General features: G+C 71.5%; 22 protein-coding genes. 13 read left to right on the forward strand and 9 right to left on the reverse strand.

All coding sequences use genetic code 11. The features are described 5' to 3' along the window. Window positions 1-232: 232 nt before the first annotated feature. From B5557_RS34685 to B5557_RS34695, 3 genes are all read left to right on the forward strand, one after another. Complete coding sequence (locus B5557_RS34685; RefSeq protein WP_079663174.1) at window positions 233-943, forward strand: VIT1/CCC1 transporter family protein; 711 nt, start codon at window positions 233-235, stop codon at window positions 941-943. Window positions 944-1,046: 103 nt separating this feature from the next. Continuing rightward, on the forward strand, window positions 1,047-1,979 hold the full coding sequence (locus tag B5557_RS34690) for a sterol desaturase family protein (protein ID WP_079663175.1): 933 nt from the start codon (window positions 1,047-1,049) through the stop codon (window positions 1,977-1,979). Beyond that, entirely contained in the window at window positions 1,976-2,647 is a 672-nt protein-coding gene (locus B5557_RS34695; protein WP_099937615.1) for a lysoplasmalogenase, read from the forward strand. Before B5557_RS34690 ends, B5557_RS34695 begins: the two co-directional genes overlap by 4 nt. Window positions 2,648-2,701: 54 nt before the next feature. Here B5557_RS34695 and B5557_RS34700 read toward each other — a convergent pair whose 3' ends face one another. The 3 genes from B5557_RS34700 to B5557_RS34710 all read right to left on the reverse strand — a co-directional run bounded on the left by B5557_RS34700 (window position 2,702) and on the right by B5557_RS34710 (window position 6,820). After that, window positions 2,702-3,658 carry a copper resistance D family protein gene (locus B5557_RS34700; protein ID WP_079663176.1) on the reverse strand — a complete coding sequence of 319 codons (957 nt, stop codon included), beginning with the start codon at window positions 3,656-3,658 and terminating at the stop codon, window positions 2,702-2,704. 93 nt (window positions 3,659-3,751) lie between these two features. Continuing rightward, window positions 3,752-5,224, reverse strand: coding sequence for a CoA transferase (locus tag B5557_RS34705; protein WP_079663177.1), 1,473 nt, complete (start codon window positions 5,222-5,224; stop codon window positions 3,752-3,754). 60 nt (window positions 5,225-5,284) lie between these two features. Further along, the gene (locus B5557_RS34710; RefSeq protein ID WP_079663178.1) at window positions 5,285-6,820 is read right to left on the reverse strand and encodes a S8 family serine peptidase; all 1,536 of its coding nucleotides are present in this window, start codon (window positions 6,818-6,820) and stop codon (window positions 5,285-5,287) included. Between the two features lie 312 nt (window positions 6,821-7,132). Between B5557_RS34710 and B5557_RS34715 the strand changes: the two genes are divergently transcribed. The 3 genes from B5557_RS34715 to moaA all read left to right on the forward strand — a co-directional run bounded on the left by B5557_RS34715 (window position 7,133) and on the right by moaA (window position 10,263). Continuing rightward, on the forward strand, window positions 7,133-7,489 hold the full coding sequence (locus tag B5557_RS34715) for a DUF485 domain-containing protein (RefSeq protein ID WP_079663179.1): 357 nt from the start codon (window positions 7,133-7,135) through the stop codon (window positions 7,487-7,489). Continuing rightward, the gene (locus tag B5557_RS34720; protein WP_079663180.1) at window positions 7,486-9,114 is read left to right on the forward strand and encodes a solute symporter family protein; all 1,629 of its coding nucleotides are present in this window, start codon (window positions 7,486-7,488) and stop codon (window positions 9,112-9,114) included. The genes B5557_RS34715 and B5557_RS34720 overlap by 4 nt, the downstream gene beginning before the upstream one ends. 159 nt (window positions 9,115-9,273) lie before the next feature. After that, window positions 9,274-10,263 (forward strand): GTP 3',8-cyclase MoaA, encoded by a 990-nt coding sequence (gene moaA / locus B5557_RS34725; protein ID WP_218968011.1) that lies wholly within the window; start codon window positions 9,274-9,276, stop codon window positions 10,261-10,263. A gap of 89 nt (window positions 10,264-10,352) precedes the next feature. Here the strand turns inward: moaA and B5557_RS34730 are convergent, their stop codons facing one another. Both B5557_RS34730 and B5557_RS34735 read right to left on the reverse strand, forming a co-directional pair. After that, window positions 10,353-10,568: a hypothetical protein gene (locus B5557_RS34730; RefSeq protein ID WP_079663182.1), complete on the reverse strand. Its 216-nt coding sequence runs from the start codon at window positions 10,566-10,568 to the stop codon at window positions 10,353-10,355. A gap of 223 nt (window positions 10,569-10,791) precedes the next feature. Then, the gene (locus B5557_RS34735) at window positions 10,792-11,205 is read right to left on the reverse strand and encodes a DUF3099 domain-containing protein (RefSeq protein ID WP_079663183.1); all 414 of its coding nucleotides are present in this window, start codon (window positions 11,203-11,205) and stop codon (window positions 10,792-10,794) included. A gap of 203 nt (window positions 11,206-11,408) precedes the next feature. Here B5557_RS34735 and B5557_RS34740 point away from each other — a divergent pair, with 203 nt between their 5' ends. Next, complete coding sequence (locus B5557_RS34740; RefSeq protein WP_079663184.1) at window positions 11,409-11,687, forward strand: GlsB/YeaQ/YmgE family stress response membrane protein; 279 nt, start codon at window positions 11,409-11,411, stop codon at window positions 11,685-11,687. 74 nt (window positions 11,688-11,761) lie between these two features. On the opposite strand, the gene tyrS is transcribed toward B5557_RS34740, so the two are convergent. The 3 genes from tyrS to B5557_RS34755 all read right to left on the reverse strand — a co-directional run bounded on the left by tyrS (window position 11,762) and on the right by B5557_RS34755 (window position 16,058). After that, on the reverse strand, window positions 11,762-13,027 hold the full coding sequence (gene tyrS, locus B5557_RS34745) for a tyrosine--tRNA ligase (protein ID WP_079663185.1): 1,266 nt from the start codon (window positions 13,025-13,027) through the stop codon (window positions 11,762-11,764). A gap of 116 nt (window positions 13,028-13,143) precedes the next feature. Next, window positions 13,144-14,538 carry a metallopeptidase TldD-related protein gene (locus tag B5557_RS34750; RefSeq protein WP_079663186.1) on the reverse strand — a complete coding sequence of 465 codons (1,395 nt, stop codon included), beginning with the start codon at window positions 14,536-14,538 and terminating at the stop codon, window positions 13,144-13,146. Continuing rightward, window positions 14,535-16,058 (reverse strand): TldD/PmbA family protein, encoded by a 1,524-nt coding sequence (locus B5557_RS34755; protein WP_079663187.1) that lies wholly within the window; start codon window positions 16,056-16,058, stop codon window positions 14,535-14,537. Before B5557_RS34755 ends, B5557_RS34750 begins: the two co-directional genes overlap by 4 nt. A 245-nt stretch (window positions 16,059-16,303) precedes the next feature. On the opposite strand from B5557_RS34755, the gene fabG reads away from it, so the two are divergent. The 3 genes from fabG (at window position 16,304) to B5557_RS34770 (ending at window position 18,255) form a co-directional block, all read left to right on the forward strand. After that, a complete protein-coding gene (gene fabG, locus B5557_RS34760; RefSeq protein WP_079663188.1) occupies window positions 16,304-17,008 on the forward strand; it encodes a 3-oxoacyl-[acyl-carrier-protein] reductase in 705 nt (234 codons plus the stop codon). 5 nt (window positions 17,009-17,013) lie between these two features. Beyond that, entirely contained in the window at window positions 17,014-17,781 is a 768-nt protein-coding gene (fabI, locus tag B5557_RS34765) for an enoyl-ACP reductase FabI (protein ID WP_079663189.1), read from the forward strand. 138 nt (window positions 17,782-17,919) lie between these two features. Continuing rightward, window positions 17,920-18,255 carry a hypothetical protein gene (locus tag B5557_RS34770; protein WP_079663190.1) on the forward strand — a complete coding sequence of 112 codons (336 nt, stop codon included), beginning with the start codon at window positions 17,920-17,922 and terminating at the stop codon, window positions 18,253-18,255. On the opposite strand, the gene B5557_RS34775 is transcribed toward B5557_RS34770, so the two are convergent. Further along, on the reverse strand, window positions 18,236-18,925 hold the full coding sequence (locus B5557_RS34775; RefSeq protein ID WP_079663191.1) for a FadR/GntR family transcriptional regulator: 690 nt from the start codon (window positions 18,923-18,925) through the stop codon (window positions 18,236-18,238). The genes B5557_RS34770 and B5557_RS34775 overlap by 20 nt on opposite strands. A 69-nt stretch (window positions 18,926-18,994) precedes the next feature. Here B5557_RS34775 and B5557_RS34780 point away from each other — a divergent pair, with 69 nt between their 5' ends. The 3 genes from B5557_RS34780 to B5557_RS34785 all read left to right on the forward strand — a co-directional run bounded on the left by B5557_RS34780 (window position 18,995) and on the right by B5557_RS34785 (window position 21,057). Next, window positions 18,995-20,419 carry a CynX/NimT family MFS transporter gene (locus B5557_RS34780; protein ID WP_099937616.1) on the forward strand — a complete coding sequence of 475 codons (1,425 nt, stop codon included), beginning with the start codon at window positions 18,995-18,997 and terminating at the stop codon, window positions 20,417-20,419. A gap of 43 nt (window positions 20,420-20,462) precedes the next feature. Then, entirely contained in the window at window positions 20,463-20,579 is a 117-nt protein-coding gene (locus tag B5557_RS45780; RefSeq protein ID WP_099937617.1) for an SGM_5486 family transporter-associated protein, read from the forward strand. Window positions 20,580-20,850: 271 nt separating this feature from the next. Further along, complete coding sequence (locus B5557_RS34785; RefSeq protein ID WP_079665167.1) at window positions 20,851-21,057, forward strand: hypothetical protein; 207 nt, start codon at window positions 20,851-20,853, stop codon at window positions 21,055-21,057. Window positions 21,058-21,136: the final 79 nt, after the last annotated feature.

Raw genomic sequence — 21,136 nt, forward strand, 5'->3', positions numbered from 1 at the left:
CGGGCCACCACTGACACCTCGTCGCACCTGCCCCGGGACCAGGGCGCGGGAAGCCCTTCGGCTCGTACGGAAGTTCGCCCCCCACGCGCGCGTGCGTGCGACCGCCGGCTGACGGGCGCACAAGTGTGGGGCGCCGGAGCGCGGTTGACCGGCGACGGCGGGCGGTCGACCGGTCGAGGCGCACGAGCGTCGGTACGAGGCCCATGACGCCCGGGGTGCCATCCTCCCTCCTGTGACGGAACCCACCCACGCCGAGGCCCACGACGCCTCCCTCGGATCCCGGTTGAACTGGCTGCGCGCCGCCGTCCTCGGCGCCAACGACGGCATCGTCTCCACCGCGGGCCTCGTCGTCGGCGTGGCCGGCGCGACGGACGACCGCTCGGCGCTGTTGACGGCCGGCCTCGCCGGTCTGCTCGCCGGGTCGATGTCCATGGCGGCGGGGGAATACGTCTCCGTGTCCACGCAACGGGACTCCGAGAAGGCCGCCCTCGCACTGGAGCGGCGGGAACTGCGCGAGCAGCCAGAGGCCGAACTGGAGGAGCTGACCGAGCTGCTGGAGGAACGCGGTCTGTCCCGGGAGGTGGCCCGGGAGGCCGCCGTCCAGCTCACGGAACGGGACGCCCTGAAGGCCCACGCGCGCGTGGAGCTCGGCATCGACCCCGACGACCTCACCAACCCCTGGCACGCGGCCTGGGCGAGTTTCCTCTCCTTCACCGCCGGCGCCCTGCTTCCCCTCCTGGCCATCGTCCTGCCCCCGCCGGTCTGGCGCCTCCCGGTGACGGTCGTGTCGGTCCTGGTGGCGCTCACCGTCACGGGCTGGGCCAGCGCCCGCCTGGGCTCGGCTCCGCCGGGGCGCGCGGTGCTGCGCAACGTGGGGGGCGGGGCACTGGCGATGGGGGTGACGTACGCGGTGGGGGCCCTGCTGGGGGCGGCGGGGGTGTGAGGTGCTGTTGGCGGAGATCGCCAAGAAGCAAGCGCGTACCGTGGGCAATACTTGTGGGTAACAACGTCTAGCCGGGGCCCACCAGTGGTTCTACGGTCCTTGCATGCCGAACCTGCCCGATGTCGTGCTGTGGTCGATCCCCGCCTTCGTGCTGCTCACCGTGGCCGAGATGATCAGCGTCCGCATCCATCCCGACGAGGCCGCGGCCGGGTACGAGGCGAAGGACGCCGTGACGAGCGTCGGCATGGGGCTGGGAAGTTTCCTCTTCGACTTCCTCTGGAAGATCCCGATCGTCGCCATCTACACCGCGATCCACGAACTCACACCCCTGCGTGTCCCCGTCCTGTGGTGGACGCTCCCGCTGATGCTGCTCGCGCAGGACTTCTTCTACTACTGGTCCCACCGCGGCCACCACGTCATCCGCGTCCTGTGGGCCTGTCACGTCGTCCACCACTCCAGCGAGAAGTTCAACCTCACCACCGCGCTGCGCCAGCCCTGGACCACGCTGACCGTCTGGCCGTTCTACGTCCCCCTGATCGCCCTCGGCGTCCACCCGGCCGCGCTCGCGTTCTGCTCCTCGGCCAACCTCGTCTACCAGTTCTGGATCCACACCGAGCGGATCGGCAAGCTGCCCCGATGGTTCGAGTTCGTGTTCAACACGCCCTCCCACCACCGCGTCCACCACGCCTCCCAGGGCGGCTACCTGGACCGCAACTTCGGCGGCATCCTCATCGTCTGGGACCGGCTCTTCGGCTCCTTCGTGCCCGAGGTGGACCGGCCCGTCTACGGGTTGACCAAGAACATCGGCACGTTCAACCCGGTGAGGGTGGCCACGCACGAGTACGTCGCGATCGCCGGGGATCTGAAGGCGGCGAGCGGCTGGCGCGAGCGGGCGGGGCGGGTGTTCCGCGGGCCCGGCTGGCAGCCGTCGTCGACCGCCGCCCCAGCCCCAGCCCCAGCCCCCGCCCCCGCCCCCGCCCCCGCCTCAGTCTCCGCTTCCGCCCCGTCATCGGTCGAGGAGAACGCGGCCGCGTGAACCCCCGCCTCCCGCTCGCCGCGTTCGGCCTCGCCACGGCCGTCGACCTGATCTCCCTCGCGGCCGGCTTCGATACGGGGCACGTCCTCGCCAAGCCGCTGCTCATGCCCCTCCTCGCCGCCTGGGCCGCCCTGCGCGGCGCACCCCGGCCGCTGATCGCCGCCCTCCTGTGCGGCTGGGGCGGCGACGTCCTGCTGCTTACCGACGCCGACCCCGCCTTCCTCGCCGGCATGGCCTCCTTCGCCGCCGGGCACGTCTGCTACCTGACGCTCTTCCTGCGCGGCGGCCGCCCACGCGCGCGCGGCACCCTCCTCGCCTGCTGCTACGCCGTCGTCCTGATCGCCACCGTCGCCCTGCTGTGGCCCGGCCTCCCCGCGGACCTGCGCCTCCCCGTCGCCGTCTACAGCACGCTGCTCACGGCCATGGCCTGCGTCGCCGCCACCCGGCTCGGCCCGGTCGCCGGCGCGGGCGGCGTGCTGTTCCTGCTCTCCGACACCCTCATCGCGACCGGCGTCGCCGACCGGCCGCAGCCCCCGCGCCCCGACCTGTGGATCATGCTCACCTACGTCGCCGCACAGTTCCTGCTGGTCCGCGGCGCCCTCGGCGCCCTCGGCGGGCGACGCTCGGCGGCGTCGTCGTACGGCGAAGTGCGCTCGACCACCCCCTGAGCGCAGAGGCGGCCCGCGACGACCGCCTGCCGGCCGCGCCGCTCACCCTGACCGTCATCCCTTGATCGGCAGCGGCAACGCCGTCAGCAACCCCGACACCGCGACCACCACACCCAGCGTGACGATCTCCACGCGCGCGGGGGAGCAGGCGGTCAGCGGGTCGGCGGCCCGGCGCAGCCGGGTCCGCGCCCACAGGGCGAGCAGGGCGACCGCGCCGACGAGGAGCACCTTGGCGAGCAGCACGCGCCCGTACGCCGTCGTCGTGAGCTGGTCGAGCACGCTCTGCGACGGCATCCGGCGCAGCGAACTGCACAGCCCGGTCGCGGTCACCCCGGCGAACAGGACGGCCGCCACACGCGCGTAGAGCCCGAGCAGCGCTGTCCCCGCCTCGCCGCCGCCCCATCGGCGCAGTGTACGGAGCACGTTCAGCAGTCCGCCCGCCCACAGGGCCGAGCACGTCAGGTGCACGACCGTCAGCCCGGAGCCGATCAGCGGCGTGTGCTCGGTCGGCGGGTGTGCGCGCAGCGCCTCCGCCAGGACGACCGCCGCGAGCGGCCACAGCTGACGGTCCGGCCGGCGCGAGAGCGCGCACAGCCCGGCCACCGCGAACGCGATCGCCTCCAGCAGCGCGAGGACCCCGCTCCGCGAGCCGTGCCCGTGCGGCGCCAGCTCTCCGGCCGTCGCGGCGGCGGCGAACCCCACGACGGCCGCGTACGGCGCCCACTCGCCGGGCCGCCCGGCCGGGGCGTCGGGCAGCCGCCGGGCCAGTCCGCTCCCGAACACCTCGCCCAGCTGCACGGACAGCGCCGCGAACAGCGCCGCCCGCAGCAGCGCGACCACGCCGGAGTCGGGGGTCGTGGCCTCCCCGGTGCTGTGCGCGGCGACCGACGGCCCGAGCAGGGGGACCAGCGCCCCGAGCCCCACCAGGACGAGCAGCGCAACGGCCCGGCCGGGGCCGAGGCCGGTACGGCGCGCGGTGTCGATTGCTTCGGTCGGTCGTATGAGGGCCATGGCAGGATCTTCACCATGTACGACAAAACCGGGCAAGTCGGCCTGAAACGACCGGGGGGCATGGCGCCCACCCTCGGGTGAATCGTCGGCGGCTCAGGGCCAGCGCGCCGGATCGGCCCCCCAGACGCCGGGCGGCCGCGTCCAGTCGCCCGGGCCGCCGTCGAACGACACCGCCGGAAGGGCGTACCGCAGCCGCCCGATACGGCTGTCGGTCTCCGCGAGCCAGGGCCCCGGGCCCCCGTACGCCTCGCCGCTCACCTCGCCGTTCGCTTCCCGCCGCTCCTCCTTGGCCATCCCTTTGCCCTCGGCTTCGCCCATCCGGACGCCGTCCGCTCCGTCCGCCCCGATGCCGCCGTCCCGGCCGACACCCTCGGTCAGCCATGCCGCCGTCCGCGCCAGCGCCAGCCGCACGAACCGACTGCCGCCGTCGTACGACTGTTCGGTCAGCGCCCGCAGTACGGCCGCCGCCAGCAGATAGCCGGTGCCGTGGTCGAGGGCCTGCGCGGGCAGCGCGCCGGGCCGCTCGGCCGAGCCCTCGACGGTCGCGATGCCGGTGGCCGTCTGCACCAGGCTGTCGAAGCCGCGCCGCCCGCTCCACGGCCCGTACGCGCCCCACGCCGACACCTGCGCCACGACCAGCCCGGGCCGGCGCTCGGCCAGCGCCTCGGGGGAGAGCCCGAACCGGTCCAGGGCACCCGGCCGGTACCCCGTGACCACGACGTCCGCCGCCGCGAGCAACTCCTCGAAGGCGCGCCGGTCCGCGGTCAGGTCCAGCAGCGCGGAGCGCTTGCCGAAGTCCGTGTCGGCGTGCTGGTCGGCAAGCTCGGGCAGGTGGGGCGCGTCGAGACGCAGGACGTCCGCGCCCAGCAGGGCGAGGGTGCGGGTGGCGACCGGCCCGGCGAGCACCCGGGTCAGGTCCAGGACGCGCAGCCCGGCGGCGGGCAGCAGCGGGGCGCCCTCCAGCGGAGCGAACGCACGCGCGCGTGCCCCGTCCAGTCGGCCCCGCTCGACCAGGGGGCGGGCGGCGACGGCGGCCGCCTGCTCGTGCGCGGCCCACTGTCCGGGCGTGCGCAACGCGACGGCCAGACCCCCGGCCGCGTACACCGTGTTCTCCACGTCCAGGGCGCAACGCTCGGCGAGCGCCGCTTCCACGGCGGCCGGGGCGGTGTCCTCGGGGTGCGCGGTGAGGTCGAGCGCCTTCAGCAACCGCGCGCGGTGGTGGGGGTAGTTGGCGTGGGTGCGCACCCATCCGTCGGCCGTGCGCCAGAACCGCGACAGCGGGGCGAACAGGACCGGCGGCCGCCCGTCGAGAAGCACCTGGCGCTCGCTGGTGAACGCGGTGGCCACCGCCCCGTCGTCCACCCGGACCTGGGGCGCCTTCGCGAGGCCGGCCCGCCGCGCCCCCAGTTCGGCGGCGGCCAGCGCGCACGCGCCCGTACAGGCCCGCGCCAGCTCCCGGACGGGAAGGCGCCCCTGGAGAGCACCTTCCCGCACCACGGTCGACACCCGCGGCAGCAGAGCGGGGTCGCCGCCCACCGCGGACCAGGCAATCTCGATACCAGTCATGACCGCACTATGCAGCAGTGACCGATCACCGTGAGGAATCCACATGGGTCCTACACGGACCTACTTCTTCACGGCCTTCAGCGCGTTGACGACACCGAAGCCGAAGAAGCCGTTGACGCGCTTGCCGCCGACGCACGTGGCGTCCACGACGCCGTCACCGTTGCCGTCGTACGGCCCGACCGGGCACGCCGTGCTGTCGGCCTGCACCTTGAGCAGCGCCTGCAGCTGGGCCGGCGTCGCCCACGGGTGTGTCGACTTCAGCAGCGCGGCCACACCGGACACGTGCGGGGACGCCATCGAGGTGCCCTGCAGGAACCCGTAGGCGTTGTTCGGCATGGTCGACAGGACGCGCCCGTTGGCCGACGGGGTGTCCGGGATCTGGTACTTGTCGCCGCCCGGAGCCGCCACGTCGACGACGCCCAGACCGTAGCTGGAGTAGTACGACTTGGTGCCCTTGACGCCCGTCGCGCTCACCGTGACGACGCCCGGCAGCTGGGTCGGGACGTCGAAGCACTCGTGCGGGTCGACCGTCCGCGTCACCGGCGTGGAGTCGTCGGGGCTGGAGGAGTCGACGAGAGCGTCGGAGTCCAGGTCGTGGTTGGAGTTGCCCGCCGAGGCGACGTTGAGCGTGCCCTTCTTCTGGGCGTACAGCTGGGCCCGGTTGACTGCGTCGACGATGGCCTTCTGGTCGGGGTCGTCCATGCAGTTGTACAGCCACGGGTCGACGTAGTAGCTGTTGTTCGTGACCTCGACGCCGTGGTCGGCGGCGAACACGAAGGCGCAGACGACGTTCTCCGGGTAGAAGAGGCCGTCCTTGGGGTCGCTCACCTTGATGCCGGCGACCTTCACGCCGGGCGCGACCCCCGCCACGCCGATGCCGTTGCGGGCCGCCGCGATCTCACCGGCGACATGCGTGCCGTGGTAATCCTCGGCCGGGTTGTACGGGCGCCAGGCGCCGGGGGTGGTGTCCGCGACGCCGCCGACGCAGTTCGCCGACTGGGACGCGGAGAAGTTCGGCGCGAGATCGGGGTGGGTGTCGTCGACACCGGTGTCGATCACGGCGACCGTCACCTTCTTGCTGCCCGGGTTGATCTCGGCGGCCTTGTCGGCGCCGATCGCCCGCAGGTCCCACTGGTCGGCCTCGAGCGGCTCGCTCTGACCCGCCGCGTCGGACGCCTTCTCGATCTTCGCGGCCTCCGCCTTCGACAGGACCTGCGCCGCGCCCTCGTCGGTGGTCCCGGCGGCGCTCAGCGGCGCGGTACGGGTCGCGCCCGCCGACTGCACACCGCGCACCGCGCGTATCTGCGCGCCGAAGTCGGGGTTCGCCGAGTGCACGACGAGCACGCCGATCTTGTCGTACGCCGCGACGACGGTGCCGCCGGCCGCGGCGATCGCCTTCTTCACCGACGCGATCGTGCGGTGGTCCACCTTCGTGTTGACGACGTACGCCAGGGTGCCGGCGTCCGCGGTCTGGGTGGTGGAGGTCGTGACCGGGGCCGCGGAGGCCGCCGTCGGCAGGAAGCCGAGGGAGGCGGTCAGCGACAGCACGACGGGCACCGCGAGCGCGAGGCGGCGTCTGGAAGGCAGATGAGCCATGGGGTCTCCACATCATCCGGAAACGGGACCTGCCCAAGCACAGGTGCTGCCTGGACAGGTACATGACGGGTGGTGCTCGCTCGAAGCTATCTCCCTGACTCACCGGCCAGCAATGATTTCCAGGCGCCGAGTTTGCCGACCCATGACCTGACGCGGCCCACGCTCGTTGGTCATGACCTGCCGAAGGCCACTTCGACAAAGCCGCCCGATGCGTTGAACCCGCCCCCGTGCGGCGCCGTGACCTTGGGCAGGGAGCGAGAGGAAACTCGTCTCCTTTCGCCGTCCGACCCGCATCCGCAACGAGGAGACTCCGTGGCCACCGAGACACCGCCCCCCTCGAAAACCCCAGCCCGACTCCCCTCCGCCGAGGAGTTCGTCGCGGTGCAGGAGAGCGCGGAGTTCGGTGAACTGCGCAGCTCCTACCGCGGCTTCGCCTTCCCGCTGACCGTCGCCTTCATCGCCTGGTACCTGCTGTACGTCCTGCTGTCCAACTACGCGGGCGACTTCATGGGCACCAAGCTCTTCGGCAACATCAACGTCGCCCTCGCCCTGGGCCTCGCCCAGTTCCTCACCACGTTCCTCATCGCCTGGTGGTACGCGCGCACCGCCGCCGCCCGGTTCGACCCCAAGGCCGAGGCCATCAAGTCCCGGATGGAGGGCGGAGAGTGATCCCCGCACAGCACACCACCCTGCTCGCCGCAGGCGAGGCCAGCGAGCACCGCACGCTGATCATCACCCTGTTCGCGGTGTTCGTCGTCGCGACCCTTGTCATCACCGTCTGGGCCGGCCGCCAGACCAAGGACGCCGCCGACTTCTACGCCGGCGGCCGCCAGTTCACCGGCTTCCAGAACGGCCTCGCCGTCTCCGGCGACTACATGTCCGCCGCGTCCTTCCTCGGCATCGCGGGCGCCATCGCCCTCTTCGGCTACGACGGCTTCCTGTACTCCATCGGCTTCCTGGTCGCCTGGCTGGTCGCCCTGCTCCTGGTCGCCGAGCCGCTGCGCAACTCCGGCCGCTACACGATGGGCGACGTCCTGGCGTACCGCATGCGCCAGCGCCCCGTCCGCACAGCCGCCGGCACCTCCACCATCGTCGTCTCGATCTTCTACCTGCTGGCCCAGATGGCGGGCGCGGGCGTCCTGGTCTCGCTGCTCCTCGGCATCACCAGCGACGGCGGCAAGATCGGCATCGTCGCCCTGGTCGGCGTCCTGATGATCGTCTACGTGACGATCGGCGGTATGAAAGGCACCACCTGGGTCCAGATGGTCAAGGCGGTCCTGCTGATCGCGGGCGCCCTCCTGCTCACCTTCCTGGTGCTGCTGAAGTTCGACTTCAACGTCTCGGACCTGCTGGGCTCGGCTGCCGACAACAGCGGCAAGGGCACGGCCTTCCTGGAACCCGGCCTGAAGTACGGCGCCACCGGCACCACCAAGCTGGACTTCATCTCCCTCGGCATCGCCCTGGTCCTGGGCACCGCGGGCCTGCCGCACATCCTGATCCGCTTCTACACGGTGCCCACCGCCAAGGCCGCCCGTAAGTCGGTCATCTGGGCCATCGGCCTGATCGGCGCCTTCTACCTGATGACCCTCGCCCTCGGCTTCGGCGCCGCCGCGCTGATCAAACCGGACGAGATCATCGCGTCCAACAAGGCCGGCAACACGGCCGCCCCGCTGCTCGCCCTGCATCTCGGCGGCGTCGACTCCAACTGGGGCGCGATCCTGCTGGCCACCATCTCGGCGGTCGCCTTCGCCACCATCCTCGCGGTCGTCGCCGGTCTCACCCTCGCCTCGTCCTCGTCGTTCGCGCACGACATCTACGCGAACGTCATCAAGCGAGGTCAGGCCACTGAGAAGCAGGAGATGAGCGCGGCCCGCTACGCCACGGTCGGCATCGGCGCCGTCTCCATCCTGCTGGGCGCCCTCGCCCGCGATCTGAACGTGGCCGGCCTGGTCGCGCTCGCCTTCGCGGTCGCCGCCTCCGCCAACCTCCCGACGATCCTCTACAGCCTCTTCTGGAAGCGGTTCACCACCTCCGGAGCCCTGTGGTCGATCTACGGCGGCCTGGTCACCGCGGTCGGCCTGGTGCTGTTCTCACCGGTCGTCTCCGGCAAGCCCAGCTCGATGTTCCCCGGCGTCGACTTCCACTGGTTCCCGCTGGAGAACCCCGGCCTCATCTCGATCCCGGTCGGCTTCCTGCTGGGCGTCGTCGGCACCCTCCTGTCGAAGGAGGAGCCCGACAGCGAGAAGTACGCCGAACTGGAGGTCCGCTCCCTGACCGGCACCGGAGCCCACTGAGCACCCACCGCCCACACCCCCTGCGCGGCCGCGTCGTAGCTCTCGACGACGCGGCCGCGTCCCGTCTCGTGGGAACGGGCTCTGTCGTTGTCAGTGGCGTCACGTAGGCTCGCAGGTGACGGGAGCGAACCGCGATCCGCTACGAGGGAGGGGGCCCACGTGCTCATCGACACCTACGGCCGGGTGGCCACCGACCTGAGAGTCTCGCTGACCGACCGGTGCAACCTGCGCTGTACGTACTGCATGCCCGAGGAGGGCCTGCAGTGGCTGGCCAAGCCCGACCTCCTCACGGACGACGAGATCGTCCGCCTGATCGGCATAGCGGTCTCCACGCTCGGCATCGAGGAGGTCCGCTTCACCGGCGGCGAGCCCCTGCTGCGCCCGGGCCTGGTCGGCATCGTCGAGCGGGTCGCGGCCCTGACCCCCCGCCCCCAGATGTCCCTGACGACGAACGGCATCGGCCTGCGCCGCACCGCGACCGCCCTGAAGGCGGCCGGTCTGGACCGGGTCAACGTCTCCCTCGACACCCTGCGCCCCGACGTCTTCAAAACCCTCACCCGCCGCGACCGCCACAAGGACGTCCTCGAAGGCCTCGAAGCCGCCCGCGAGGCAGGCCTGACGCCGGTGAAGGTCAACGCGGTCCTGATGCCGGGCCTGAACGCGGACGAAGCCCCGGACCTGCTGACCTGGGCCGTGGAGCACGCCTACGAGCTGCGTTTCATCGAGCAGATGCCGCTGGACGCACAACACGGCTGGAAGCGCGAGGGCATGGTCACCGCGGGCGACATCCTCGCCTCCCTGCGCACCCGCTTCGACCTCACCCCCGAGGGTCAGGACGAACGCGGCTCGGCCCCGGCCGAACGCTGGCTGGTGGACGGCGGCCCGCACCGCGTCGGCGTCATCGCCTCCGTCACCCGCCCGTTCTGCGCGGCCTGCGACCGCACCCGCCTCACCGCCGACGGCCAGGTCCGCACCTGCCTCTTCGCCCGCGAGGAGACCGACCTGCGCGCGGCCCTGCGCTCCGGCGCGCCCGACGAGGAGATAGCCCGCGTCTGGCGCCTGGCGATGTGGGGCAAGAAGGCGGGAGCGGGCCTGGACGACCCGTCGTTCGTACAGCCGGACCGGCCCATGTCCGCAATCGGGGGCTAGGAGAGCGCCCCGAGGGGCGGGGGGCTCTATCGATATGCGGCTCCGCCGCGTGGGCGCGACCAGCCCCCACGCACCCGCACCCGACGGCTTCAGACGTCCTGCGCTTCCCAGTCCTTCAGAAGAACCACGTCCTTCAAAAACCCCCGCACCCCGAGAAACTCCGCCAAGTGCGCGCGATGCGCTTCGCACGCGAGCCACGTCTTGCGCCGCTCCGGCGTATGGATCTTCGGGTTGTTCCACGCCAACACCCACACCGCGTCGACACGGCAGCCCTTGGCGGAACAGATCGGAGTCTCGTCACTCACAGCTTCGTCTCGCAAAAACCCCGCACACAAAGGCGACGCCGAGCAGCCACGGGGGGAGCTGCCCGGCGTCGGTCCGTCGCTCCGACGGGGGATGCGGAGCGCGTACGAAGTATGTCACGGCCGACCGCTCCCACGGCACTGGAACAACATGATTGATCTGAGCTTTTCCTGAGCTTGCCACACAGCCCGCTCACCGCGGACCCATGGCCGGCTCATGCCCGGCTCATGGCCGCCGCTCAGCGGGACCGGGCGCCGACTCCTCCCGAAGGGATTCCGCGAAGCCTTCCCTTTCCGGCTCCTCCGGGACGAATTCCGCGGAGTCTTCCGGGCGCGGCGGGGCCACCATCGGCCTCACCGGCACGGTCACGAAAGTGGAGGGCAGCGAGGGCACGTTCTCCCGTCCGGCGTTGGCGATCACTACCGCGACATAGGGGAGCACCACCCCCAGGACCAGCGCCACGATCGCCACATGCCGTTCCACGTTCCACAACGTCGCCGCGAGGATCACCGACACCGTACGGACCGACATCGAGATGACGTACCGCCGCTGACGGCCCCGCACGTCGTCCTGGAGACCCTGCCGGGCGCCGGTGATCCGGAACACCTGGACGTTCCCGCCGCCACCCTGCTTCCGCATCACATTCCACCGTCCGCCCACATCGGCATCTCCCCGGCTGTCCACGTTACGCCGCGGCTGCGCCCCCTTCGAGACCGGGTCGCCTCCCGCCCGGGGAGACGTACTGCGTCGTCCCGCGTACGGCCGTACCCGACATGCGCCGTACGGCGAGCGGATCGAGACTTGGGGGCAATGCTCACGTAGAGCCGTACGAGGAGGCAGCCATGGGCTGGTTGTGGGCGATCATCGTGGGATTCGTGCTGGGCCTGATCGCGAAGGCGATCATCCCGGGCAAGCAGCACAGCCCGCTCTGGCTGACGACCATTTTCGGCATGCTGGGCGCGATCGTGGGCAACTCGATCGCCCGGGCGGTGGGGGTCGAGTCCACGCCGGGCATCGACTGGAGCCGCCACGCGTTCCAGCTGGTCGCCGCGATCATCATCGTCGCCGTGGGCGACATGCTCTACATGGCGACGCTGGGCAAGAGAAAACACCGGGTCTGACCGACCGGCGCACGGCGAAGGGGGCCGCTTCCCGAGGGAAGCCGCCCCCTTGCTCACGCGCTACGGCCGACCGGTCAGCCGGTGACCTCGACGGCGGCCAGGTTCTTCTTCCCCCGCCGCAGCACCAGCCACCGCCCGTGCAGGAGGTCCTCCTTCACGGGGACCGCGTCCTCGGCCGTGACCTTGACGTTGTTCACGTAGGCCCCGCCCTCCTTCACGGTCCGCCGCGCGGCCGACTTGCTGGCCACCAGGCCGACCTCGGCGAACAGGTCCACGACCGGCCCGAGCTCGGCGACCCTGGCGTGCGGCACCTCGGACAGGGCCGCGGCCAGCGTCCGCTCGTCGAGGTCGCCCAGCTCGCCCTGACCGAAGAGGGCCTTGGACGCGGCGATCACCGCGGCCGTCTGGTCGGCGCCGTGCACCAGCGTCGTCAGTTCCTCGGCCAGCGCCCGCTGCGCGGCCCGGGCCTGCGGACGCTCCTGCGTCTGCCGCTCCAGCTCCTCCAGCTCCTCACGGGACTGGAAGGACAGGATCCGCATGTACGTCGAGATGTCCCGGTCGTCCACGTTCAGCCAGAACTGGTAGAACGCGTACGGCGTCGTCATCTCCGGGTCGAGCCAGACGGCGCCGCCCTCGGTCTTGCCGAACTTGGTGCCGTCCGCCTTGACCATCAGCGGCGTCGCCAGACAGTGCGCCTCGGCCTCCGGCTCCAGCCGGTGGATCAGGTCCAGGCCCGCCGTGAGGTTGCCCCACTGGTCGCTGCCGCCCTGCTGGAGTGTGCAGCCGTACCGCCGGTACAGCTCCAGGAAGTCCATGCCCTGCAGCAGCTGGTAGCTGAACTCCGTGTAACTGATGCCCTCCTGGGACTCCAGCCGCCGGGCGACCGAGTCCTTGGTCAGCATCTTGTTGACGCGGAAGTGCTTGCCGATGTCACGCAGGAACTCGATGGCCGACAGTCCGGCCGTCCAGTCCAGGTTGTTGACCATCACCGCGGCGTTCTCGCCCTCGAAGGACAGGAACGGCTCGATCTGCCCGCGCAGCCGGGTCACCCAGTTCGCGACCGTCTCCGGGTCGTTCAGCGTGCGCTCCGCCGTGGGGCGCGGGTCACCGATCTGACCGGTTGCCCCGCCCACCAGGGCCAGCGGACGCAGCCCCGCCCGCTGGAGCCGGCGCATCGTGAGGACCTGCACCAGGTGGCCGACGTGCAGCGAGGCCGCGGTGGGGTCGAAACCGCAATAGAACGTGACGGGACCGTCCGCGAGCGCCTTGCGCAAAGCGTCCTCGTCAGTGGACAGGGCCCACAGGCCACGCCACTTCAGCTCGTCGACGATGTCCGTCACGGTTCTCGTATCTCCTTGATGATCTTCTTGATGTTCTTGACGCTCTTCGGGCAGCCCAGCCGGTACGTGGAGCCGGTATGTCGAGCCGGTCCGTCGAGCGATCCCCGGCTACGAGGTTATACGCCCTGACTGACAGAGCTCATATTGAAGTCCGGCACCCGCAGCGCGGGCATCGCGGCCCTGGTGAACCAGTCGCTCCACTCCCGGGGCAGCGTCTTCTCCGTGCGCCCGGCCTCCGTCGCCCGCCCCAGCAGGCCCACCGGCGACTCGTTGAACCGGAAGTTGTTCACCTCGCCGACGACCTCACCGTCCTCGACGAGGTAGACGCCGTCCCGGGTCAGACCCGTGAGCAGCAGCGTCGCCGGATCCACCTCGCGGATGTACCACAGGCAGGTCAGCAGCAGCCCGCGCGCGGTGTTCGCGACCATCTCCTCCAGGGAGCGGTCCGCGCCGCCGTCCAGGATCAGGTTGTCGGCGCCCGGAGCCACCGGCAGCCCGGTCAGGCCCGCGCTGTGCCGGGTGGTCGTCAGATGCTTCAGCTCGCCCCCGCCGATCCACTCGGTGGGCCGCACGGGCAGCCCGTTGTCGAAGACCGACTGGTCGCCGCCCGAGGAGTGCGCGATGACGAACGGCGCCGACTCCAGGCCCGGCTCGGCCGGGTCGCTGCGCAGCGTCAGCGGCAGGTCGGTCAGCTTCTCGCCGAGCCGGGTGCCGCCGCCGGGCTGTGAGAACACCGTCCGGCCCTCGGTCGCGTCCCGGCCGGACGCCGACCACAGCTGGTAGATCATCAGGTCGGCCACCGCGGTCGGCGGCAGCAGCGTCTCGTACCGCCCGGCGGGCAGCTCGATCCGCCGCTCGGCCCAGCCCAGCCGTACGGCCAGCTCGGCGTCGAGCGCCGCCGGGTCGACGTCCTTGAAGTCCCGGGTCGAGCGCCCCGCCCACGCCGAACGCGTACGGTCCGGGGACTTGGCGTTCAGCTCCAGCGTCCCGTTCGGCTGGTCGTGCCGCAGCCGCAGCCCGGTCGACGTGCCCAGGTACGTCGAGACCAGCTCGTGGTTGGCGAACCCGTACAGCTCGCGGCCGCCCGCACGCGCGCGTGCGAACGCCTCGCCCAGCGCGGGCGCGAAGTCCGCGAACACCGCCGACGAGGTCTCCACGGGCGCCTCCGTGAACTCCGGGGACGGCGCCACGCCCGTGACCAGCGGCTGCGCGTCCTCGGCGGGCGCCGCACCGCGCGCGGCGGCCTCGGCGGCCCGGACCAGTGGCTCCAGCTCGTCCGCGGTGACGGCGGCCCGCGAGACGACACCGGAGGCGGTGCCCTCCTTGCCGTCGACCGTGGCGATCACGGTGAGCGTGCGCCCGCGCGTGACGCCGTTGGTGGTGAGCGCGTTGCCGGCCCAGCGCAGGTTCGCCGTCGACTGCTCGTCGGCGATGACGACACAGCCGTCCGCCCGCGACAGCTCGAGGGCCCGCTCGACGACCTCGTGCGGCTTGTTGCTACGGGCGCTCATCGACCGGCCTCCTGCGTGGTGTTGAGGATGTTGACGCCCTTGAACAGGGCCGACGGGCAGCCGTGCGACACCGCCGCGACCTGGCCCGGCTGGGCCTTGCCGCAGTTGAAGGCGCCGCCGAGGACGTACGTCTGCGGACCGCCCACCGCCGCCATCGAACCCCAGAAGTCGGTCGTCGTCGCCTGGTAGGCCACGTCCCGCAGCTGCCCGGTGATCCGCCCGTTCTCGATCCTGAAGAACCGCTGGCCGGTGAACTGGAAGTTGTAGCGCTGCATGTCGATGGACCACGAGCGGTCGCCCACGACGTAGATGCCCCGGTCGACGCTGCCGATGAGATCCTCCGTCGACATCCCGGCCGGATCGGGCCGCAGCGACACGTTGGCCATGCGCTGCACGGGCACATGCCCCGGCGAGTCGGCGTAGGCGCACCCGTTGGAGCGCTCGAACCCGGTGAGCTTCGCGATCCGCCGGTCCAGCTGGTAGCCGACCAGCGTGCCGTCCTTCACCAGGTCCCAGGACTGGCCCGCGACGCCCTCGTCGTCGTAGCCGATGGTCGCGAGGCCGTGCTCGGCGGTGCGGTCACCGGTGACGTTCATCAGCTCCGAGCCGTACCTCAACTTGCCGAGCTGGTCGAAGGTGGCGAAGGAGGTGCCGGCGTAGGCGGCCTCGTAGCCGAGCGCGCGGTCCAGCTCGGTGGCGTGCCCGATGGACTCGTGGATGGTCAGCCACAGGTTGGACGGGTCGACGACCAGGTCGTACAGCCCCGGGTCCACACTCGGCGCGCGCATCTTCTCGGCGAGCAGCTCCGGGATCCGGGCGAGCTCGTCGTCCCAGTCCCAGCCGGTCCCCGTGAGGTACTCCCAGCCGCGCCCGACGGGCGGCGCGATCGTACGCATCGAGTCGAACTCGCCGCTGGACTCGTCGACCGACACCGCGGTCAGCGCCGGGTGCAGCCGCACCCGCTGCTGCGTGGTCACCGTGCCCGCCGTGTCGGCGTAGAACTTGTTCTCGTGGACGGTGAGCAGCGAGGCGTCGACATGGTTGACCCCGTTCGCCGCCAGCAGCCGTGCGCTCCAGTCCGCGAGCAGCGCCGCCTTCTCCTCGTCGGGCACGGTGAACGGGTCGATCTCGTACGACGACACCCACGTCTGCTCGGCGTGCACCGGCTCGTCGGCGAGCTCGACCCTTTCGTCCGACCCCGCCGCCTTGATCACCTGCGCGGAGAGCTTGGCCATCGCCACGGCCTGCGAGGCGACCTTGGCCGCGGCGTCCATCGTCAGATCCACGCCGGAGGCGAACCCCCACGTCCCGCCGTGCACGACGCGCACCGCGTACCCGAGGTCGGTCGTGTCGGACGACCCGGCCGGCTTGGCGTCCCGCAGCCGCCAGGACGCGTTGCGCACCCGCTCGAACCGGAAGTCCGCATGGTCCGCCCCGAGCGCACGCGCGCGTGCGAGAGCGGCGTCGGCGAGGGCGCGTAGGGGTAGGGCCGTGAAACTTTCATCGATGCTATGGGGCACCTACGTCTCTCCCTGGTGTCGTCGCGGTGTGAAGGCCTCGATCATGTCGCGCCTGGCGGCCCCCGGACCACACCTTTCCGCCCTGCGCCCGCAAACTTTCTGTAGGGACCCCACAGACTGTCCCGTGCGCCACTGTCGGTGCCCGAATGTCCTCGGCCGGACGCCGACCGATAGGTTTCGAGGGAAGCCGCCTGCCGTCCAGATCCCTGGCAGGTGCGTCAGACCCCTATCGAAAGGGTGATCCGTTGAGCCGCTCGGTTCTCGTCACCGGAGGAAACCGGGGCATCGGCCTCGCCATCGCCCGCGCGTTCGCCGACGCCGGCGACAAGGTCGCGATCACGTACCGCTCGGGGGAGCCGCCGGCAGGCTTCCTCGCGGTCAAGTGCGACATCACCGACTCCGAGCAGGTGGAGCAGGCCTACAAGGAGATCGAGGCCGAGCACGGTCCCGTCGAGGTCCTGATCGCCAACGCGGGCGTCACCAAGGACCAGCTTCTGATGCGCATGTCCGAGGAGGACTTCACCTCGGTCATCGACACCAACCTCACCGGCACCTTCCGTGTGGTCAAGCGCGCCAACCGCGGCATGCTGCGCGCCAAGAAGGGCCGTGTCGTCCTGATCTCGTCGGTCGTGGGGCTCTACGGCTCGCCCGGGCAGGCGAACTACGCCGCCTCCAAGGCCGCCCTGGTCGGCTTCGCGCGCTCCCTCGCCCGTGAGCTGGGATCGCGCAACATCACCTTCAACGTCGTCGCGCCCGGCTTCGTCGACACCGACATGACCAAGGTGCTCACCGATGAGCAGCGCGCGGGCATCGTCTCGCAGGTCCCGCTCGGCCGGTACGCGCAGCCGGAGGAGATCGCCGCGACGGTGCGGTTCCTCGCCTCGGACGACGCCTCGTACATCACTGGAGCCGTCATCCCCGTTGACGGCGGACTGGGAATGGGTCACTGATCACCATGAGCGGAATTCTCGACGGCAAGCGCGTCCTGATCACCGGCGTGCTGATGGAGTCCTCCATCGCCTTCCACGCGGCCAAGCTGGCCCAGGAGCAGGGCGCCGAGATCATCCTGACCGCGTTTCCGCGGCCCACGCTGACCGAGCGCATCGCCAAGAAGCTCCCCAAGCCCACCAAGGTCATCGAGCTCGACGTCACCAACGACGAGCACATGGGCCGGCTGGCCGACGTGGTCGGCGAGGAGCTCGGCGGCCTCGATGGCGTCGTCCACTCCATCGGCTTCGCCCCGCAGGACGCGCTCGGCGGCAACTTCCTCAACACGCCGTTCGAGTCCGTCGCCACCGCCATGCACGTCTCGGCGTACTCCCTGAAGTCGCTGACGATGGCCTGTCTGCCGCTGATGCAGAACGGCGGCTCGGTCGTCGGGCTGACCTTCGACGCGCAGTTCGCGTGGCCGCAGTACGACTGGATGGGCCCGGCCAAGGCCGCCCTGGAGGCCACCAGCCGCTACGTCGCCCGCGACCTGGGCAAGCAGAACATCCGCTGCAACCTCATCTCCGCGGGCCCGCTCGCCTCCATGGCCGCCAAGTCCATCCCGGGCTTCAGCGACCTGGCCTCCGTGTGGGACCACCGCTCCCCGCTGGAGTGGGACCTCAAGGACCCGGAGCCGGCCGGCAAGGGCATCGTCGCGCTGCTGAGCGACTGGTTCCCCAAGACCACCGGCGAGATCATCCACGTGGACGGCGGTCTGCACGCCATCGGCGCCTGACCACCGCTCACCGGCACCCGGCACACCTGTCACCCGTCCGGCCTATCTGGCCGGGCGGGTGAGGTCCCCGACCAGGCACGATGAAGTGCGCGTTCACCCACGCGCTGCCCTCCCCAGCTCTGCCGAGGAGGTTCCCTTGTGCGCCTGTTCCGTTTCCTCGCCCCAGTGACCGCGGTCGTCGTGATCGCGCTCTGCGCGCCTCATGAGGCGTCGTCCCACGCGCGCGTGCAGGCCAAGCCCGAACCGTTCGGTGCGGAGTGCCGCACCGGCATCGACGGCTCGCACGTCGTCGCCTACTGCCACAACCCCTACGCCGACACCGATCGCGTGAGTCTCCACATCGAGTGCGACCGCTGGTGGGACCTCGACACCGACGGCGCCCCCGTCGACGCCGAACCGGCCATGACCGTACGACTGACCGGCCGCTGCTGGAAGGAAGTCCGCTCGGCCTGGATCAGTCACCAGAAGGGCTGAGCCGTCCGGGCCGGCACAGCAGCGGATAGCTCGCCGCCTCGACCGCGGCCGTCTCCGCGTCGCCCGCGCGGATCGCGTCCACCAGCCGCGTGTGGTCCATGTACGTCTCCGGCGTGAGCTCCTCGCCGACGTCCTCGCGCAGCCAATCCCGCAGCACCTCGCCGAGGTCCGCGTGCATCGCCGTCATGACGTCGTTGTGGGAAGCCGCCACCACCGCCAGGTGGAAGGTCGCGTCGGCCGTCACGAACGCCTCCGCGTCGCCCGACTCCCACGCCTCCTCGCGCCGCAGCAGCAGCGCGTCGAGCTGCTTGAGGTCCTTCTCCGTGCGCCGCTCCGCCGCCAGCCTCGCCGCGCCCGACTCCAGATTGGAGCGCAGCTCGGCGATGTGCCGGGGATCGGCGTCGGCGAAGCGGCGGTGCATCACGCCCGCCAGCTCGCTGGTCGCCACGACGTAGGTGCCCGAGCCCTGCCGGATGTCCAGCAGTCCGTTGTGCGCGAGCGCGCGGACGGCCTCGCGCACGGTGTTGCGGGCGACACCCAACTGCTCGACCAGCTCGGGCTCCGTGGGGATGCGCGAGCCGACCGGCCACTCACCCGACGTGATCTGGGTGCGCAGCGCGGCGATGACCTGCTCGGAGAGCGCAGAGCGACGGGGATGGCTCAGAGGCATGGCACACCTTCGCACGGGTGGGGCGGGCGCGGACAACCCGGGATGGACAAACAATCATCCTATGATTCTATGATAGGCGACATGGCGAACGAGCGGACACGGACGAGGACGACCACGCCCCTGCCCACCCCGGCGGCGGGCGAGCCCCCACGAGCGGCCACGCGCGCGTGGACGACACGGCTGCTCATGGTCGGCATCGTGCTGGCCGCCCTCAACCTCCGCCCCGCCATCACCAGCCTCGGCGCCCTCCTCGAAGAGGTCCGCGACGGACTGGGCATGAGCGGCGGCGTGGCCGGACTCCTCACCTCCGTGCCGCCGCTCTGCTTCGCCGTCTTCGGTGTGACGGCGCCCCGCCTCGCCCGCCGCTTCGGGCCCGGAGCGGTGGTGTGCGCGGGCATGGCCGCCATCACGGCGGGGCTGCTCGTCCGCCCCTACGCGGGCGGCACGGCCGGCTTCCTCGCCGCCAGCGCCCTCGCCCTCATGGGCATCGCCGTCAGCAACGTCCTGATGCCGGTCATCGTCAAGCGCCACTTCCCCGACCGGGTCGGCTCCATGACCGGCCTGTACTCGATGGCTCTGGCCCTCGGCACGTCGACCGCCGCCGCGGTCACCGTGCCCATGACCGAGGCGCTGGGCGGCAGTTGGCGCACCGGGCTCACCGTGTGGGCGGGCCTGGCGGCGGCGGCCGTCCTGCCGTGGCTGCTGCTCGTCCGCCACCGCGCGACGGCACCCGGCGAGGCGGGGACGGCAGGGGAACGGCACGAGCCCGGACAGCGGCGGGAGCCGGGACGGCGACAGGAGCCCGAACGGCAGGTGCCGGCGGAGCCGCGGGAGCCGGGGGAGCGGCAGGAGCGGGCGGGGCGCCCCGAACCGCAGGCGCACGCGCACGCGGGGCAGCCGTCGGCCCCGCTGCGCATCACCCGCAGTCGTACCGCCTGGGCGCTCGCCGTCTTCTTCGGCCTTCAGGCCACCGCCGCCTACGTCACCATGGGCTGGCTGCCACAGATCTTCCGGGACGCGGGCGTGCCCGCGTCCACCGCAGGAGTGCTCCTCGCGGTGACGATGGCGATGGGCGTGCCCCTGGCCTTCGTCATCCCGCGCGTCGCCACCCGGCTGCCACAGCAGGGCCCGATCGTGGTCGCCCTCGGCGCCTGCGGACTCGTGGGATACGCGGGCCTGTATTTCGCGCCCACCGCGGGCACCTGGGCCTGGGCCCTGCTGCTCGGCGTCGCCAACTGTGCCTTCCCGCTCGCCCTGACGATGGTGGGGATGCGCGCCAGGACCGGTGCGGGCGTGGCCCAGCTGTCGGCCTTCGCGCAGAGCACCGGCTATCTGATCTCCATCCCCGGCCCGCTCCTGGTGGGGGTGCTCTACCAGCACAGCGGCGGCTGGGGCCTGCCCCTCGCCCTCATGGCGGCCCTGATGGTCCCGCAGACGGTCGTGGGCGTCCTGGCCGGCCGTGACCGCACCGTGGAGGCGGAAGCCGCACGCTGACCCCGGAGGGAGCCTCGTGGGCGCGGGGTGCGAGACTTGCCGTATGCCCTTGCTCGACCCGAATCCGCAGAACGGCCAGAAGAAGATGCTGATCGTCTTCGGCTCGTTCCTCGCCATCTTCGTGATCATCGCCGTCATCGCGACCCTCGCCTCCCCCTGACGGACCGACCCCGAGCCAGAGCCTGAGCCCGAGCCCCGGCCCGAAGCCGACCCCGCCACCGTCCCGACCCGGTCGCGGACCGGTGGGGGAGCGGGGTGGTGGGGTTAACCCCCTGTCCCCTAGGGGGTGGAGGTCAGGGTCAAGTGGGTGGATCTCCGGATGGGTTGAGGGCCGCCGATTCCGTAACTTCGAGGTTGTGACCGCGACGCGGATCACCGCCACGGACCACGGTCCGGGGACCACGGACCACTCGAAGACAGCGGAGGCACCCATGTCGGCCCCAACGCACACCCGGCCCCGGGCGGCCACCTCGGGCGGCGTCGACACCCGGCTGCCCTGGTGGGCACTCGCCCTCCCGATGCTCGCCTTCATACCCCTCTTCGTGCTGATACTGAACCCCGCCGACGCCCACGCGGCCACCGGCGACCCGGCGATCCCCCACCTCGTCGAGCGCGTGCAGCAGCTGATCGCCCGCTAGGACGGTGCCCGTCGCGCCCGCACGGGGCGGCCCTGGCGACCTCGGGGCCGCTGGTGAAGCCGCATGTCAACTCCCTGCG

Source organism: Streptomyces sp. 3214.6 (assembly GCF_900129855.1).
Classification (GTDB): domain Bacteria; phylum Actinomycetota; class Actinomycetes; order Streptomycetales; family Streptomycetaceae; genus Streptomyces; species Streptomyces soliscabiei.

Coding starts and splice junctions, on each gene's coding strand:
- B5557_RS34705 (WP_079663177.1), bottom strand. CDS start 5,224: ATGACTGGTATCGAGATTGCCTGGTCCGCGGTGGGCGGCGACCCCGCT.
- B5557_RS34735 (WP_079663183.1), bottom strand. CDS start 11,205: ATGCGGAAGCAGGGTGGCGGCGGGAACGTCCAGGTGTTCCGGATCACC.
- B5557_RS34690 (WP_079663175.1), top strand. CDS start 1,047: ATGCCGAACCTGCCCGATGTCGTGCTGTGGTCGATCCCCGCCTTCGTG.
- fabI (WP_079663189.1), top strand. CDS start 17,014: ATGAGCGGAATTCTCGACGGCAAGCGCGTCCTGATCACCGGCGTGCTG.
- B5557_RS34785 (WP_079665167.1), top strand. CDS start 20,851: ATGTCGGCCCCAACGCACACCCGGCCCCGGGCGGCCACCTCGGGCGGC.
- B5557_RS34710 (WP_079663178.1), bottom strand. CDS start 6,820: ATGGCTCATCTGCCTTCCAGACGCCGCCTCGCGCTCGCGGTGCCCGTC.
- B5557_RS34700 (WP_079663176.1), bottom strand. CDS start 3,658: ATGGCCCTCATACGACCGACCGAAGCAATCGACACCGCGCGCCGTACC.
- B5557_RS34750 (WP_079663186.1), bottom strand. CDS start 14,538: ATGAGCGCCCGTAGCAACAAGCCGCACGAGGTCGTCGAGCGGGCCCTC.
- B5557_RS34775 (WP_079663191.1), bottom strand. CDS start 18,925: ATGCCTCTGAGCCATCCCCGTCGCTCTGCGCTCTCCGAGCAGGTCATC.
- B5557_RS34740 (WP_079663184.1), top strand. CDS start 11,409: ATGGGCTGGTTGTGGGCGATCATCGTGGGATTCGTGCTGGGCCTGATC.
- B5557_RS45780 (WP_099937617.1), top strand. CDS start 20,463: ATGCCCTTGCTCGACCCGAATCCGCAGAACGGCCAGAAGAAGATGCTG.
- B5557_RS34780 (WP_099937616.1), top strand. CDS start 18,995: ATGATAGGCGACATGGCGAACGAGCGGACACGGACGAGGACGACCACG.